Genomic DNA, 15,815 nt, shown 5'->3' on the forward strand with positions numbered 1-15,815 from the left:
GCAATGAAAAGAGACTCCACCACGCAGTTCAAACAAAGCACGCTGTTGCCTTGGGTGGAAATGCGCGTCGCCAATCAAAGCCGTGCATGTTATGAAGCCCACTCCCACGATGAGTTTTCATTCGGCATTATTGAGCAAGGCCATTCTGATTATAAAAACCGGCATCGCGTGAACGATGTTCGCGTCGGCGATATCGTCACCATTAATCCCGCTGATGTACATTCCTGCAATCCAAAGGGCAACACCTGGTCTTACAGCATGTTGTTTGTCGATACTTTAAAAATGGGCGAAATCCAACGGGACATCCTTCAACATACACACCGTGGTTACAGTCAGGACTACACACCTTTCAAGAACGATTTGGAGCACAATCCGCTCATTCAAACCCGTTTTCTGGCTTTGTTAAAAGCATTGATAGATGACAACAGTCCACTAAAGGCGCAGGTGGCGTTTTACGACTTTATTGAATCCAGTTTTTGGCAGCACGAGTTGAGCACAGAGAAAACTCAACGTGAGGGGGATGTCCTGCGAGTCAGGGAAAAAATGCTGGATGAGCTCACCGAGATCCATCAGCTCGACAACTTGGCAGAAGAAGCTGGAATGAGCCGCTATCAATTAATTCGTGCATTCAGACAGCGTTTTGGCCTACCACCTCACGCTTACATGATGGATGAGAAAATCAAACGTGCGAAAATACTGCTTCGTGAAGGCAAAGAAATTTCAGCAGTGGCTTTCGAACTCGGCTTTTCCGATCAGGCGCATTTTCAGCGCCACTTCAAAAAGAAACTGGCAGTGACGCCGAAATACTACCAGTCCCATTTTATCAGCAACTGATCAGTCGAATCCGTAAGCATGCATCGCAAACCGTTTTTCAACTGAGCTCTGGCGAATGTGCACATCGTCATCTTCTAACTTGTTGTTAACCCTGACAGGTGTTGCACCCAAACCTTGGGGAGATTTCAATCTCTGACATTCGTTGGCGCGATCAATTGTGCTTCTCCTATGCGGTGTTGAAGAATGTTATATCCTGCCAGCGCAGGGGAGCCATCTGCAGAAACACCCAGAGTTTCTACATCCAATGCATAGACCGTAATTTGGTAATTATGCTTTGACGCGTTTGGCGGAGGGCATGCACCGCCGAAGCCAACAAAACCAAAATCATTTCGCTGCATTTGAGCCCCTTTAGGCATTTGCCCACCGCCTTTTTCCCCAGCATTCAATTTTAAGTACTGCACATCATTGGGGATGTTTATCATGACCCAATGCCACCAACCACTACCTGTCGGTGCGTCTGGATCATACATAGTGACAGCATAGCTTTTGGTACCTTCTGGTGGGTCCATCCATTTAAGCTCAGGTGAATGGTTGTTACCTTTGCACCCCCAGCCATCGAAGATTTGCCCTTTTTTAAGGGTTTCTCCTTCCGTGACTTGAGGGCTGGTTAACGTCATAGCTGACCCATTCACTGCAGTGATCAGCGAGAAAAGCGCAATAATCTTGGGATCCATTGTCTTGTCCTTTCTAGCATGATGGAATCAAAGTATTGCTGGATATGGCGTCTGCCAATGTTTTCTTTGTGAGAAGCGAAAACACGAATATACTCCGCGTTCAGTTGTCCCCAAAACACAGGTATCACCGTGAAACAGGCTCAAACAAAAATCACTTTCTTTGAGTGGCTGACGCCTTTAGTCGCATCAGGCAAGAAAACCATCACCATTCGCGATGAATCAGAAAGTCACTATGTTCCAGGCACGCGTGTTGATGTTCATACGTTGGAGAAGGACGAGTATGTTTGCCAGATCGATATTGTGTCAGTGGAAAAGATTAGCTTCGACGATATCAATGAAATGCATGCCGCACAGGAATTTATTCCACTGGAAGAACTAAAACCGCTAATCCGCGAAATCTACCCTAACGATGAAGATTTCTTTGTTATCACTTACACGCTAGTCGCATAGGCCCCAGGGACTGTTGACCCTTGGTAGTTGAATTTTGTTCAAGCCATAAGCGTTGTAGGCGCGGCGAGGTGTATTTGCCTTGTCATTCTAGGCAAATACCCCTCAACAAAGCATAAAACGCTTAGGGTTCATTTTGGGGTGTATACCCAAACAACCTGAAGATGCAGGATTCAGCGAGATTGACTGGCGTTGTGATCGCGGCGTTCCTTTGCAGGTGTCGTCATCTCCATCAAAAATGAACCACAAAGAGCACGGCGTCTGTCAACTCGCCCGAAGGGAGGCCTTCAATGTGCCCACTTCTTCGTTAAATCCCACGGAAATAGAACGACTATTCCTCGTGAAATTTGCCTCGAATTGAACGCATTGATGACCTCTGAATGCGAGTATCTTCAGGTCGTTTGGGTATATATCTGTTACAGGAAGGCATTTAATGCATCAAAGAATCGGTCGATTTCCTCGAAGGTGTTGTAGTGCATCAAGCCAACGCGCAGAATACCGCCTTTCTCTGTGACACCAAAAGCATCAGTCAGTTTGTCTGCGTATAGATGACCGCTCCAGACATAAATCTGCTGCTGACCCAAGGCTTCTGCAATCACCGTAGGATCGCGGCTTCCAAAACGCAAGGCAAAGGTGGCGGTACGACCTTCTATACCATCCACACCATAAAGCTCTGCTGCCCTCACTTCTTTGAGTTTTTCCAGAAAGTAACCAGAGAGCGACGCCTCATAGTGGTGAAGGTTTACATAACCACTTGCCAACCTTTCACGAAGGCTCTCACCTTCTCCCAACGATGCGAGATATTCCACAGCAGCTACAAAAGCGCTTAACGCTTCAAAATTCAACGTTCCCGTTTCAAAGCAACTGGGTGCGAAGCTAGGAGCGGGCTCTACTTTGTATGGCGTGACTGCCGAAAGTAGGTCGAATTTTCCATAAAGGAACCCAAGGTGAGGGCCATAAAACTTGTATGCTGAACCTACCAGGAAATCAACATCCAGTGCTCTTACGTCCACCAATTGGTGAGGCAACAAATGCACTGCGTCTATAAACACTTTTGCACCGACGGCGTGGCTTTTTGCAATGACCGCTTCAAGATCAGTGATTGTTCCAGTGATATTGCTTGCAGCAGTCACAGCCACCAGCCTGGTTTTCTTGCTAAGCAGGGTGTCCAGTACATCCAAATCCAAGGTGCCAGAAGAATCTTTGATTGGCAGGTAGTGAACAGTGACACCACGATCTTTGGCTGCCATGATCCAGCTTGATCGGTTGGCTCCATGATCCGCGACAGACACGATCACTTCATCGCCTTCCTCCCATTGCTGGCTCAATGCGCGGCTAAAACTGAACGTCACTGACGTCATGTTCGCCCCGAAGAAGACTTCATTTGGTGCTGACCCCAGCAAAGCCGCGGCGCTTTCCCTGGCTTGTGTGACCAAATCCACCGTTTCCTGACTAACCGGGAATTTTCCGCCCAGATTTGAGTTGCCGCCTTTCAGGTATGCACTGAACGCATCGATGACTGAATCGGGCATCTGAGTACCGCCGGGGCCATCCAGGTAAACTGGGGTGATCCCTTTGACTTCTCGCTGCAACGCTGGAAATTGCGCCCTTAGCTCGATGACATTGCCACGGTTAAGCGGTGAATACGAAGACATCGCGTACTCCCTCCTCGCCTTGATTGCTCGATAGCGTTTCAGATATGTGGTGATAGTAGCGCTGGTCATCGAGAATGATGAATTGGTTTGCTTCCAATACCGTATTCAGATGTGGATGCTGATCCACAGGTGATGAGAAAATCTGGGTGAAACCGCCCGCGATATTTCGGCGTTGCACACAGAAAATTCCGACGAAACGGAAACCGTCCTGATGGATCCCTTCCGGAGCTGGTGCACTGGTGTCATTGGCTGAACAGGTCACACGGATCTGGTGTACATCGATATTTGCGCCTGTATGCTCAAGTCCTGTCGCACTGGCAAAAGATTTCAACAAGTGCTGGAACTCGGGCTGGTCAATCATGTCATCAGACATGGGTTCAAAATGACGCTCAATATCACCCACCACACGGTTAACTTCAGAAGATTGCATAAATGATGTGTGGGGTAGCCGAATAATATTGCCTTTTTCTGAAAGCGAAAATCGGGCGTAGCTTCGGAAACGGATATCGCTATCGACATAAGGGTCTTTGCGTAGCTTACCGAAGTAAGGGAGCAAGGTCGAAGCGACATTTTCGGGTGTTTGGAAGGCTTCAATCAGAAACTTGTTTTGCATATCTCATTCCTTGTGGATTGGTCTGACAAAACCCAATCTGTTACTAGATTGTTAAAAGAATCTTATGCCAATTTTTTCATTTTCATCAATAGCAAAAACCAAATAAAGTTTGATATTTCAGTATTAAATCTCGCCACTTTTAGAATTTAGAATATCTGATTGCATTTAATGAACAGCGTAGAATTAATCTCCGTGATCTAGATCGTCCATAGTGAATAAAGACTGTGTCTGTGTGTGTCATAATCACCTAATGTGTGTGGGTTGATCTTTCATTGGTGTCAGTCACTATTGATCCCCAAACAAAAAGGGAAGTAAGAGAATCCATGACATTGGAATGCCGGGTTGTAGCCCACATTGAAGAGTTTGGTGAAAAAGCCTGGGATGCGCTGCTCGCTGACGATTACCCTTTTCTTCGCTATGCCTTTCTGAATACGTTTGAAACCAGTAAAACCATTAGTGGAAAAAGCGGCTGGTACGCCCAATATATTGGTGTTTTCCGCGGCGATGAACTGATTGGTGCGGCACCTTGTTACCTCAAAACTCACCCTTATGGTGAATATGTCTTCGACTGGTCGTGGGCCGAAGCTTATGAAGATGCCGGCTTGGAATACTACCCTAAGGTTATCTGTGCCGTGCCGTTTACTCCGGCATCAGGCCCACGCCTTTTAGTTTCACAGGGTGAAGATGACGTGGAAATTCGTCGATACCTAATGGGAGCTATGCATTCACTCGCCGAAAAACTCGAATGTTCGGGTATTCACATTCTTTTCCCGCCAAAAACCTTGATTGAAGAACGCCACGCGGGCAGCTTTCTCGAACGGCGCGCTGTCCAATTCCACTGGTTCAACCGCGACTACAGAACGTTTGATGACTTTCTGAATGTCCTCACTTCCCGAAAACGCAAGAACATCCGCAAAGAGCGAAAAAGTATTGTCGATCAAGGCGTCTCAGTGGAAGTTGTTGAGGGACATGAGGTAACAGCAGAACAGCTAAGTAGATTCTATCAATTCTACGAACGTACTTATCTCAAGCGCTCAGGCCACACAGGCTACCTGAACCAGGACTTCTTTGAGCAATTGATGATGGCAATACCCGACGCATTAATATTGGTGTTTGCTTTGGTCGATGGCGAACGTGTTGGTGGCTCATTGTATTTTCGCTCTCAAGACACACTTTATGGGCGTTATTGGGGATGTCTATCGGAGTTTGAAAACCTTCACTTTGAGCTTTGCTATTACCAAGGCATCGAATATTGCATTGCCAATCAGATAGCCCGTTTCGATGCAGGCGCACAGGGAGAACACAAGCTGTTGCGTGGGTTTGAGCCTGCCATTACCTATTCTCTTCATCACTTGCGCCATCAGGGCTTTCATCAAGCAATCGGAGATTATCTGCAACGAGAACACGGATTGATTCAGGGTTACTACGAAGATGCGCTGGCCCATCTGCCTTTCAAACAAATCTCAGACTCACAGTGAGCTAGATGATGCTTAAATAAAAGAGTAACGACATGAGGGATTCTTATGACCCAACTGACTTTGCGCTGTGAATGTGGTGCCCTTGAAGGCAGGTTAAAGCACGTATCACCTCAATCTGGTAATCACATGGTCTGCTACTGCGATGACTGCCAAGGCTTTGCAAAGCATGTCGGCAATGAAGAGAAATGGCTAGATAAATGGGGCGGGACCGATATATTTCAGCTCGCTCCAGCCGATATCGAGATCCATAAAGGCGCTGACCAACTCCGTTGCGTGCGAATGAAATCTGGTGGTATCTACCGATTCTATACAGCATGTTGCCGCTCACCTATCGCTAATACCATTAGCCGGAAATATCCTTTTGTCGGTATTCCTACTGCTGTCATTCATGGCATTGATAAAGAGCAGGCATTAGGACCGGTGAAGTGCTACGTCATGGGAACTTTCGCAAAAGGTACACCGCCAACTAAACCACATCCGAAATTCTCAATGAAATCTTTGTTCGCTGTGATGAGGTTTATGTTGAAAAACAAGATTAGGGGTACCAACGTACCTACGCCGTTTTTCAGAGAAGACGGGAAATCTGTCGTTGCCCCCGATGAATCCGTGAACAGGGATTAAAACCAGACTTCTATTTGATGCGTTTCGGACGTTGTAGCTCAGCAAAATGTTCCACACGGTTTCGCCCACGTTCTTTAGCGACATATAACGCCTGATCCGCCTCATCGAAAAGGTTTTGGGTTGTCATTGCAGCCGAGTTTGGCCCTAGTGTGGCGATACCAATACTCATGGTAAATTTGCTACTCCAAGGGAATTGAATATCTTCAAAGCGGCGACGAATTCGATCAGCAATTTCTGACGCATCAAGCTGACCGAGTTCCGGACAAACAACGAGAAACTCATCGCCTCCCCAACGTCCTACATGGTCGTGTTTTCTTAATTGAATACGGAGATGTTCGGAAGCTGCAGCCAATCCCCTATCACCTGCACTGTGCCCCTCAGAATCATTGAGTCCTTTAACGTTATCCAAATCCACCAGCAGGATTGAAAGCACACGACCATAGCGTTTCGCTCGTTTTAACTCGTCATCCAATTTCGCTTCAATGTTCCGGTGGTTAAATACTCCAGTCAAAGCATCATAAGTAGAATCTATTTCCATTCTTTTAAACGTGGTCATGTCTCTAGCAATGGCAATGATGCCTTTATGGCGACCGAATACGAAAGCGGAGATAGCTACGTTTAACGGCACTTGCTGACCTGACTTTGTCATCCCTCTTATTTCCGCGTTCCCCTCTCCCAATACGCCAGTGCTTTTATCACTAATGAGCCTCTCCCTGATCTTTCTATGGTTTTCAAGGATTGATGAGTCTACTAGCTCCTCGATTTTCATCTTTCTCAACTCTTCTTCACTGTAACCAAAAATCTTCGTCGCCATTTTGTTGGCTCTGAGGATTTTTCCTTTCGCGTTTGAGTAGATAAAAGCATCTGGTGACGAATCAAAAATGGTGTCTATCTCTTTCGCACGCATCAGAACCTTTCGGCTAATCAATGAAATAGTAAAGGCAAACACCAGGATAACAATCAAGGGGTAGCTGCTGCTCAGTAGGGCCCAGAACTCATTAGTCTGATTATTCGCAGCGGTTGTGTCGTATTGATTCTGTAGATTCGGGATAAGGTCAGCACGCAATCTTACTAGGGCTTCACGCGCTGGAGTATCATCAACTGCCAAAAAATTATCAGCAACCTCGACCGTGAGGTCTGCACGGTTTAGGTAGAGCTCGTTGAGTTTATGAAAGTATGCGTTCAGCGTTTTCTGAACAACCAGTAAGTCAACCCGATCTCGTTCGGGCAAATCAGACATCATCAAACGGCGTAGCGCATCCACCGTCTTCCAATAGCTTTCTGTGGCATCGTGATAATACGTTTCGTCGCGACGTAAAACATAATTCTTGAAGTGGTGGATAAACCCAACGTAACCGAAAGATCGTTCCAGAGCAGCCAGATCAAGCGCAACCTGCATCGTTTGAACAGAAGCCTGATTCCATGATTCGTTCATCTGGCGGACATATTCTGCCTGACGAACGTTGTGGAATACTAAAATCGCGCCGACAGAGAGCGTCAACGCGGCCAAAACAATGTTTAACTTCCGGAAAGTCATGAGGCAAGGTGCCCGAAATGAAAACCACCTGTCTTCTAGCTTAGACAATGTAGCGGTATATACCCAAACGCCCTGAAGATGAAGGATTCTGCGAGATTGACTGGCGTTGTGATCGCGGCGTTTCTTTGCTGGTGTACTCATTTCTATCAAAAAGGAACAACAAAGAGCACGACGTCAGCCCGAAGGGAGGCTCTCAATGTGCCCACTGCTTCGTTAAATTCCACGGAAATAGAGCGACTTTTCCTCGCGAAATTTGCCTCGAATTGAACGCCTTGATGACCTCTGAATGCGAGCATCTTCAGGATGTTTGGGTATACAGATCATTGCATCACTGAATTGTGAATCTGGCGTGCTGTTTAACCTACATCTGTATCAAAAGTACTTCTACGGTTCTAGTCCACAAAAAGAAAAAGGCAGTCTAAGCTGCCTTTTTAACAATTTTCCGTAAATCAGACGGTTTGCAGTTTCGCTTTAACCGCTTCTATCCGGCTGTTCCAAAATTCTCTGTACTTGAAGTAGCCGTACGTCGCCACAAGCGAAAAGAAAAGGTATGACATTGCAAAAACGAATGGTGAAGTAATGAGTTCACGCTCTAAACTCCACACAACACCAAACACTGTGATACCAAGCTTAACCGCAAATCCTGAGATAAGTAGCAGAAGAGCAAATTGAGGGTATTTTGTATGGCGAAAGCTCAGCCAATAACAACATCCAACAGCAATCGTTGCCAACGAGAAACCTACCATGAATGAATGGAAGTGATCGCCCGCCAGAATACCACCAACAACTGAAAGAAAAATAACCGCGGAAAAGCCCATTTCTACTCCAATAAGCAAGGTTAATAAAAGATTGAGCACATTTTGCTCGGATGTGGCCATTTTTACATATTTTTTTATAAAGTGCGAAACCCAAAAATATTACATTCTCGTAACACAAAGCGATTAATCAGTTAGTTATGAATAGTAATGTGGCTATATTTCCATCACTTAGAGATGAGAAGTCAGGTAAAAAATTTGTTATTTTGTTACCCTTAGAAACAATTGGTTACGAAATAGGTATTAAAATATGCGACCTATGTAAATCACGACTGTACTGTCAGGCTTTTTAATACCAAATTTTGGGATGGAAAGTACTATACCCAAAACAACCTTACTTAGGGCGGGGCACTGTGCACAAAAAAGCCGGGATTGAGCACCCGGCTTTTCGTATCTAAGAGCGAGTTAAGCGACCGATGAAAAATTCTCTCCAAGCAGTTTCTTGTCTAGGTAGGCTTGGTTCAGTGCACTGACTTCTACCACGGGTCCCAACATTTTTACGCGCATTAACGCACCATGAGATCCAGCCACCTCAGCAATACGGCCTTCAGAGTAGTCACTTACATATTGGAAGGTTTCAATGGCAAGATGCAGCAAATTGAAGTCCTGTCTGCGAACAGAAAGGTAGGATCGCCACATTAGCGCATCGAAAACTTCAGCGGCATCATATGCTCTGATAACAAACCGCCAACCTCTATCTTCACCATAGAAGTCCAAAGGGAAAAACTTGCGGATTCGTTTTGTCGTTTTCAATGTGATTTCTCTTATTCCATGTGAAAACCCGTTGCACCTGAATGACAAAGCAACATCGGGTACATACAGTTTGAGTATAGAAGCTGATTTCATTGTCGCCACAGCGGAAAGCGAAATAAATTGCTGTTTTTATTTTACTTTTTTTGAATATGGGTCTAAGCAAAAACTTGCTAACACTGTCCCCTCGTCATTATTCAGAATATTGTTCTGGTAATAACACCACATAAGCTTGTAACCTAAACTACGCTTTCTAGTCTGCGCTATTCATTGTTTATTCAAGGGGCGGGCAGTTTACATGAAATTAAAGATTTTCCGATGGATAATCGTGGTTGTGATGGTGATTGGTGCTTTTATATTCGGCGTGGAGTATCAGAATTTTACCTATCTCGATGCCTGTTTGGATATGGGCCAGCAAACCAATATTGGTAGCCACCGCGTTTGCGTCACCAAACAAGAATAAACAATGCTGGAGCCTCACCTCCTAAAACCTGCTACTCATGGCTGAAAGCAACCCCCTCATAACCTCCGTGCTTCATACTCCTTTCATTTGGCGGATTTATATCCAAACAGCTTCCAATTACACCAACCACTCTATCATTGTGCTATTTTTGAGTCAGATTTCCTGTAAAATACACAATAACTGACAGATTTATTGATAACAAAAATCGACGTCAGCGTGGGGGAATAAAAAGAACATATACCCGAAGGTGATTGAGCTTAAGGCGTTATCTGAATCAAATTTTCAATAATACACCTTTACGAACAGACTAAAATAACGTCACTGGTAGATCTCTTCTCAATCAATAATATTAACTTAGTTTCATATTGATATTCTCTCTCTACCCGCACTGTTTCGGCCTCAGTCACGAGACCACTATCGCGGTTTACTTTTATTTAACAAAATCATGACATGTCCAACCACTATTCTTGAACATACCGTCATATTTTGTGTCATAAATGCTAGGGCGCTTCCAAATAGAGAATATCGTCTTATATGTTAAGAGCCGTTGAAACCGATAAGAGTGTTGAATGCTAAAGAGTCTTTACAAATCACGTCAGAGCATCCAAACCAAGCTTTCCGCCATCGTCCTAGGCGTCAGCCTTGTGTTTGTATTAGTCTCAGTGACTGTTCAGCTCGGTATTAACTACAGCCAGACGGTTGAGCGGACCAATAACTCTATTGAAAAGCGTATCAGGAATACAATCAGCACTATTGGTTACTCTCTTAAGCAAGACGACCTAACTCTGCTTGTGCGCCAGTTACAGCAATTAGCAGACATGCCTTATGTCAGTAATGTGTATTTGCTCGGAGACGACGGGCAACAATATTGGGCCGACAACACATCCCGCAGCAACTCTGATGAACACTTCATACGGCACGATTTGCTCTATCAGGGTAAAGGCATTGGCTATATGGAAATCTACCTGGATTATAACGCCATCAAACAAGATGCTTTGGAGAATGCTACTCCTTCCGCCGTTATCTATATTTTTGAAGCTATGTTGGTCGCATTCCTGTTGATTATGATGGTTCGCAGAACTTTTATCCGCCGTATCCGCGAGTTAGTTGACAGCGTTGACCGTATCGATCTAAACAAGGTAAACAAATTCGCTGTTCCTGAAAAACTGGCCAAAAGTGAGGATGAAATTGGTCAGTTAGCGCGATCTATCCAAGAGCTATATATGCGTATCCGTGGCGACTTCGTCCAGAACAAGCTTAAAGAGCGTACTCTCAAGCAGCACAAAACCCTTTTGGTCGAAGAGGTTACGGTACGTGCTCAGGAACTGGAATGGCAAAGCTTGGCGAACAAACTGCTCGCAGACCTTTCTCTTCGCTTGCTCAAAGGTCACAAAACCAATGTCGAACGTGACGTCCGTATTTGTATGCCAACGCTTGCTAAGCTGTTTGAATCTGATCATGTGTTCTGGCTTTCTATCGAACAAGAGAAAGTCTCCTATCGCGCCTCCTATCCTATCGACAGTGACGAACCGCCGATCGACTTCAGCGACAACTACAAAGTGAAACGCTGGCTCATGGAAGCCCATGAAGTTGCGGTAGTAGATATTAACAATCTCGACGAAAATGCCATCATGGGCCGTGAATTCCTCGAACATTTGGGTATCCGATGCCTGTCAATGTTTCCGTTGACGGATAGTCGTAAAAGTTTTGGTCTTGTCGCAGCTACCACCAATCGTCGTCCAATGCATTGGAACGAAAACAAGAGCCTACTGCTAAAACGGTTCGCTACCATGTTAAGTGAACTGACAATTCGAGAGCGCGACCATTTGGCGATGACAGAACTTCAAGAAGAGCTCATCATGGCAAACGAAAGGTTGCGGCTTGAAGCAGAAACCGATGAGTTGACCAGACTGTTAAACCGTCGCCCGTTCAGTCGCCTGTTCAGTACCGCGCTTTATGATGCTGTCGATGATAATACCGCTGTCACCATCATGATGATCGATATTGACCATTTCAAAGCCTACAACGATATTTACGGCCATCTGCAGGGTGATAAAGTGTTGAGTTATGTCGCACTTGGCATGAATAAGGTGGCGGAAAAATATCATGCGCCTTTAGCACGATTTGGTGGAGAAGAGTTTGCTTTATTGCTGCCAAAGAGCGATGAGAGATCTGCCCAGCAGGTGGCATGGGAGCTTTGCCAGACCATCCGCGATTTGTGTATTCCCCATCAGGGCAGCGCAAACAGTGGCATTATTACCATCAGTATTGGTGGCATCATCAGTAAACCGACGCCTGACACCAAGCCAAATCAGCTACTTGAGGCTGCCGATCAGTGCCTTTACAAGGCCAAACGGGCTGGCCGAAACCGCGCAGAACTTAAACGCTATAGCACCTCGACGGAAGAAGTGGTGTAACGAAGCACACCAATTAAACTAAAATCCCCATGTTAATCATTTATATCAATAACTTAATTAATTCACTCTCTTGATATCCACGCATTTTCATCGATTGTCTCTTAAATCAGAAACTTTGGATTTCCCAACTATGCAAACATGAGTGCTCGATAAAATGCATGTGCATGGGGTTCCTTATGGTGTATGCCAAATCGCCGAGACAAATCTGCCATATCGTTAATTCACTGAACGATACCGCGCAGAATGATCTGGTTTTTGCCAACATTCGCCAGTTTCCCCAACCACATTATGAGCACACTCTGGTTGTACTAAATAAATCCAAAGTACAGCCAATGAAACTGCCCCGACAAGTGAGTTGCCTTGAGCTTACACTGAAAGGTTCTTTCTATCGCCGCCTGCGCGAGTGCAACACAGCACTTTCTGCACTCAAGCCACATGTCTGTCAAACCTATGGCGATAACACCTTTCCCGTTCAGTGGCTGGCACATCGTTTAGGTATACCAGTCAAGCTTCATATCGATACTAAGAGCGCGCATTGTGACGGGGCTATTGGTCGCACCATTCGCCGATGGAAATATCGTTTGCTATCCCATTCCGCAGACTTCGTCATCACTCCTGAGGACGAAGGGCTTGTTTGGCTTAAAGAAAAAGTCGGTCTTGAATCGGGCAAAGCCCACCTTATCCGCACAGGCATTGATAACCGCCAGCACTGCCCTCCACTTCGCGAAGTGGATCCTAATATCACCAACCATTTTGTAGGCACAGTGCCCATCCCAACACAGCGGTTTGTGGTAGGCGTCCCTGTTTCCGGCGTCAGTAAGTCAACAGTACTGGCGTTCTTTGATGAGTATATGGCAGCCAGGAAGCTGTCCCCCTCCTTCGCATGCGATTGCTTACTCCTAATTCTGGGTAACAGCCCTCACCTACGTACATATAGAGTTATGCTAGACAGCTTAAACGTCACGGAAGAGTGCGTGCGTTTTTATAGCCACCTTACAGATAACCACCGATTTTTCAGTCATATAGATGCTATAGTCAGCTTTAGTGATGATAACCAAACCCCGGTCGCTCTTTTACAAGCTATGTCTATGGGTTTACCCGTTATCACTAACCGTTCTGAGTCCAACGAAAGTAATGGCGTTCATCCGTTACGCTGGCAAGTTCCTAACACCGATCCTCTGATGCAGCACCAACTTTTGACACTGTTCTTAGACGACCACCTTCGCCTAAGACTCGGTCAGGCTTCACGCGCTTATGTGATGAAAAGGCATAACCTTCACGAGCACCGTATTCGTTATCGTGCGCTCTATGAACTCGCGCAGCATGAGCCAGCCTTACATGAAGAGGAAGCACTAGCCACACGGATTTCTCCATCCCAACTAAATCGCTGAACCATTTTGTGGCGTGTAAAATATAGCGATATAAAATTGTCTCAAAATGGAGACATCATGAGCTATCATTTAGTCAGGCACCGTGAATAAGGCAGCGACTGACAATGAAAATTCTGGTTGTCGATGACATGACTTCCATGCGGCATGTAATGCTGAACCTGCTCCGAAGCATCGGTTATCTGGATTTGGAAGAAGCAACCAATGGCTGGCAGGCATTTCAGATGATGCAGAAAACAGCTTATGATTTGTTGATCACCGATCTAAATATGCCAAAAATGGATGGTCGTGAACTTCTACAAGAAGTGCGCGGCAACGAGACTTTATCCCATACGCCAGTGCTCATTGTTTCCTGCGAGCAGGACAAAGATAAAGTGAAGGAGTTGATCCAGAATGGCGTTAACGGTTTTGTAGTCAAGCCTTTTAATGGCATTACTCTTCAGAAACAGCTTAAACGTATCGAGCGCCAACAAGCCATGGAATAAAAGAAAGCCGACAAAGAGGGCAGGATCAACGGGAGGTGAATGCCGCTTCCATTTCAAACTCTATCGCACTGCAACGCCAGTATTCAAACACCACTTCCTGAGCAACGCCCGATTCATCAACGTTTATCTTGGTAATCTTCATTGCTGGGGATCCTAGGGTCGAACGAGTCACCAGCGCCACGTCTTTGTCAAATGTGGTCGACACCAATCGATACAGCGACTTAGTAAAATGGAGTTGCCACTGCGCTTGATAAAGCTCGGCAAGGTCTCCCTCGAGCGTGTGTTGTAGTAGGTTTGGTACTCGCTCCGCACGGACGTAATGCTCTGCATACATGACTGGCTTTCCATCAACACTGTGAACCCGTTCGAAACGGTAAACATCTGAGAAAGGCGGGAGTGACAGAGCGACACTGCTCTCTTTGTTCGCCATCATGCTGTCACCGGAAAGCACTTCCGTCGTAGGTTTTCTGCCTTGGGAAAGGGCAATATCAGTGAAGTCATAGGGCTTTGATAAATTCACAATCAACGGGCGCTGAGAGATGAACCAGCCGCGGCGATCTTCTCTGAAAATCAAGCCATCGGCTTCCAGTAAAGACAAAGCTTCCCGCAATGTCACTCGGGTTGTTTTGAATGTTTCTGCCAGTTTTCTTTCGGACGGGAGCTTAACACCAGCAGCAAGCTGGCCACTTTGGATTTGTTCGCGGATGGCGTCGGTAATTTTAATGTATTGCAAGCGCAGCCGTTCAAATGCAGTTAATCTATATGCTCAGCATACCTTACTCTTTGTGGGAATACAGCCAGTTATCTAGGGTCTGTTGACCTTTGGTGGTTAAATTTTGTTCTCGCTATAAGCGTTTTAGGCGCGGCGAGGTGTGTGCCGCCTAGTCATTCTAAGCAAATACACCTCAACAAAGCATAAAACGCTTAGAGTACGGGACGCGCAGTCGAACCCTTCGGGCAGCGTTTGTGGGGAATTTCTGCTGCGTTATCAGCTTTTCATGTAGGCTAGCTACACATCGAAGCCTCTGCCTTGCATAAAATCCCCACAAACTGCTGCAAAAATCATCACCAAAGGTCAACAGACCTAGACTAACTCCAGCTAACGCCTGCCAGAGAAATGATTTCCATACGCTCAAGCTCGCGCAGCAGATTCCGGGCATACTCGGGTTCACAGACAGAAAGTGCTGACAGCGCCGCTCCCAATGGTAGGTTTTTCTCTAGCAAAGAGAGGAACACACTGGTTGCACTATCACACACCATCACGTCACCATTGGTTGGGCTGAAAAGCACCATTTGATCGCCAGACTCGTAGCTGCAGATATCCAACGAGAACCCGTCTGCAAGGCAGACTTCGACATCTGCTTTCAGAACAAGATTATTATCTATTAGTTCGGTCATTCTCATCGTTACTACTCCACTACGTATACCCAAGTCATCTATAGCCGCAGTTAAAATGACTTGGGTATATTCACTTGGTGACATCGAATTCAACAGAACACATCAGTGACAATTTAACTGTATATGCTGATGCTTGTTTCCCCACATCCTAATAATGGGTAATTATCAAAAGGTCGCAACATTGAGACGAAGCATGTCCCCTGTACCAGACTGCACAAGGGACAATAAATCGCCTCAACA

Annotated in this window: 16 protein-coding genes; 8 read left to right on the forward strand and 8 right to left on the reverse strand. The window is 45.7% G+C overall.

Annotated elements, in window-relative coordinates:
- Nucleotides 1-3 precede the first annotated feature (3 nt).
- Complete coding sequence (locus VP504_RS18390; protein WP_325894877.1) at nucleotides 4-834, forward strand: AraC family transcriptional regulator; 831 nt, start codon at nucleotides 4-6, stop codon at nucleotides 832-834.
- A 125-nt stretch (nucleotides 835-959) separates the two neighbouring features.
- On the opposite strand, the gene VP504_RS18395 is transcribed toward VP504_RS18390, so the two are convergent.
- Nucleotides 960-1,508: a YbhB/YbcL family Raf kinase inhibitor-like protein gene (locus VP504_RS18395; protein WP_325894878.1), complete on the reverse strand. Its 549-nt coding sequence runs from the start codon at nucleotides 1,506-1,508 to the stop codon at nucleotides 960-962.
- A 129-nt stretch (nucleotides 1,509-1,637) separates the two neighbouring features.
- Here VP504_RS18395 and yqfB point away from each other — a divergent pair, with 129 nt between their 5' ends.
- Entirely contained in the window at nucleotides 1,638-1,958 is a 321-nt protein-coding gene (yqfB, locus tag VP504_RS18400) for a N(4)-acetylcytidine aminohydrolase (RefSeq protein WP_325894879.1), read from the forward strand.
- Nucleotides 1,959-2,371: 413 nt separating this feature from the next.
- Here yqfB and VP504_RS18405 read toward each other — a convergent pair whose 3' ends face one another.
- Together VP504_RS18405 and VP504_RS18410 are read right to left on the reverse strand one after the other, a co-directional pair.
- On the reverse strand, nucleotides 2,372-3,610 hold the full coding sequence (locus tag VP504_RS18405) for a cysteine desulfurase-like protein (protein WP_325894880.1): 1,239 nt from the start codon (nucleotides 3,608-3,610) through the stop codon (nucleotides 2,372-2,374).
- Nucleotides 3,588-4,223 carry a 2OG-Fe dioxygenase family protein gene (locus VP504_RS18410; RefSeq protein WP_325894881.1) on the reverse strand — a complete coding sequence of 212 codons (636 nt, stop codon included), beginning with the start codon at nucleotides 4,221-4,223 and terminating at the stop codon, nucleotides 3,588-3,590. Before VP504_RS18410 ends, VP504_RS18405 begins: the two co-directional genes overlap by 23 nt.
- Nucleotides 4,224-4,546: 323 nt before the next feature.
- On the opposite strand from VP504_RS18410, the gene VP504_RS18415 reads away from it, so the two are divergent.
- Together VP504_RS18415 and VP504_RS18420 are read left to right on the forward strand one after the other, a co-directional pair.
- Nucleotides 4,547-5,701: a GNAT family N-acetyltransferase gene (locus tag VP504_RS18415; RefSeq protein WP_325894882.1), complete on the forward strand. Its 1,155-nt coding sequence runs from the start codon at nucleotides 4,547-4,549 to the stop codon at nucleotides 5,699-5,701.
- Between the two features lie 45 nt (nucleotides 5,702-5,746).
- Nucleotides 5,747-6,322, forward strand: a complete 576-nt coding sequence (locus VP504_RS18420) for a DUF6151 family protein (protein ID WP_325894883.1) — start codon at nucleotides 5,747-5,749, stop codon at nucleotides 6,320-6,322.
- Nucleotides 6,323-6,332: 10 nt separating this feature from the next.
- Here the strand turns inward: VP504_RS18420 and VP504_RS18425 are convergent, their stop codons facing one another.
- The 3 genes from VP504_RS18425 to VP504_RS18435 all read right to left on the reverse strand — a co-directional run bounded on the left by VP504_RS18425 (nucleotide 6,333) and on the right by VP504_RS18435 (nucleotide 9,427).
- Nucleotides 6,333-8,000: a GGDEF domain-containing protein gene (locus VP504_RS18425; protein ID WP_325894884.1), complete on the reverse strand. Its 1,668-nt coding sequence runs from the start codon at nucleotides 7,998-8,000 to the stop codon at nucleotides 6,333-6,335.
- Nucleotides 8,001-8,308: 308 nt separating this feature from the next.
- Nucleotides 8,309-8,677 (reverse strand): NADH:ubiquinone oxidoreductase, encoded by a 369-nt coding sequence (locus tag VP504_RS18430; RefSeq protein WP_325894885.1) that lies wholly within the window; start codon nucleotides 8,675-8,677, stop codon nucleotides 8,309-8,311.
- A gap of 402 nt (nucleotides 8,678-9,079) precedes the next feature.
- Nucleotides 9,080-9,427: a hypothetical protein gene (locus VP504_RS18435; protein ID WP_325894886.1), complete on the reverse strand. Its 348-nt coding sequence runs from the start codon at nucleotides 9,425-9,427 to the stop codon at nucleotides 9,080-9,082.
- Nucleotides 9,428-9,722: 295 nt separating this feature from the next.
- Here VP504_RS18435 and VP504_RS18440 point away from each other — a divergent pair, with 295 nt between their 5' ends.
- The 4 genes from VP504_RS18440 (at nucleotide 9,723) to VP504_RS18455 (ending at nucleotide 14,177) form a co-directional block, all read left to right on the forward strand.
- Nucleotides 9,723-9,887 (forward strand): hypothetical protein, encoded by a 165-nt coding sequence (locus VP504_RS18440; RefSeq protein ID WP_325894887.1) that lies wholly within the window; start codon nucleotides 9,723-9,725, stop codon nucleotides 9,885-9,887.
- Between the two features lie 569 nt (nucleotides 9,888-10,456).
- Nucleotides 10,457-12,304: a diguanylate cyclase domain-containing protein gene (locus VP504_RS18445; RefSeq protein WP_325894888.1), complete on the forward strand. Its 1,848-nt coding sequence runs from the start codon at nucleotides 10,457-10,459 to the stop codon at nucleotides 12,302-12,304.
- A 176-nt stretch (nucleotides 12,305-12,480) separates the two neighbouring features.
- Complete coding sequence (locus VP504_RS18450; protein WP_325894889.1) at nucleotides 12,481-13,695, forward strand: glycosyltransferase; 1,215 nt, start codon at nucleotides 12,481-12,483, stop codon at nucleotides 13,693-13,695.
- Nucleotides 13,696-13,799: 104 nt separating this feature from the next.
- Complete coding sequence (locus VP504_RS18455; protein WP_325894890.1) at nucleotides 13,800-14,177, forward strand: response regulator; 378 nt, start codon at nucleotides 13,800-13,802, stop codon at nucleotides 14,175-14,177.
- A gap of 25 nt (nucleotides 14,178-14,202) precedes the next feature.
- On the opposite strand, the gene VP504_RS18460 is transcribed toward VP504_RS18455, so the two are convergent.
- Nucleotides 14,203-14,910, reverse strand: coding sequence for a UTRA domain-containing protein (locus tag VP504_RS18460; protein WP_325894891.1), 708 nt, complete (start codon nucleotides 14,908-14,910; stop codon nucleotides 14,203-14,205).
- A 356-nt stretch (nucleotides 14,911-15,266) separates the two neighbouring features.
- Nucleotides 15,267-15,581: a hypothetical protein gene (locus VP504_RS18465; protein WP_325894892.1), complete on the reverse strand. Its 315-nt coding sequence runs from the start codon at nucleotides 15,579-15,581 to the stop codon at nucleotides 15,267-15,269.
- Between the last annotated feature and the right edge of the window lie 234 nt (nucleotides 15,582-15,815).

This window comes from Grimontia sp. NTOU-MAR1, from assembly GCF_035758505.1.
Taxonomy (GTDB): domain Bacteria; phylum Pseudomonadota; class Gammaproteobacteria; order Enterobacterales; family Vibrionaceae; genus Enterovibrio; species Enterovibrio marinus.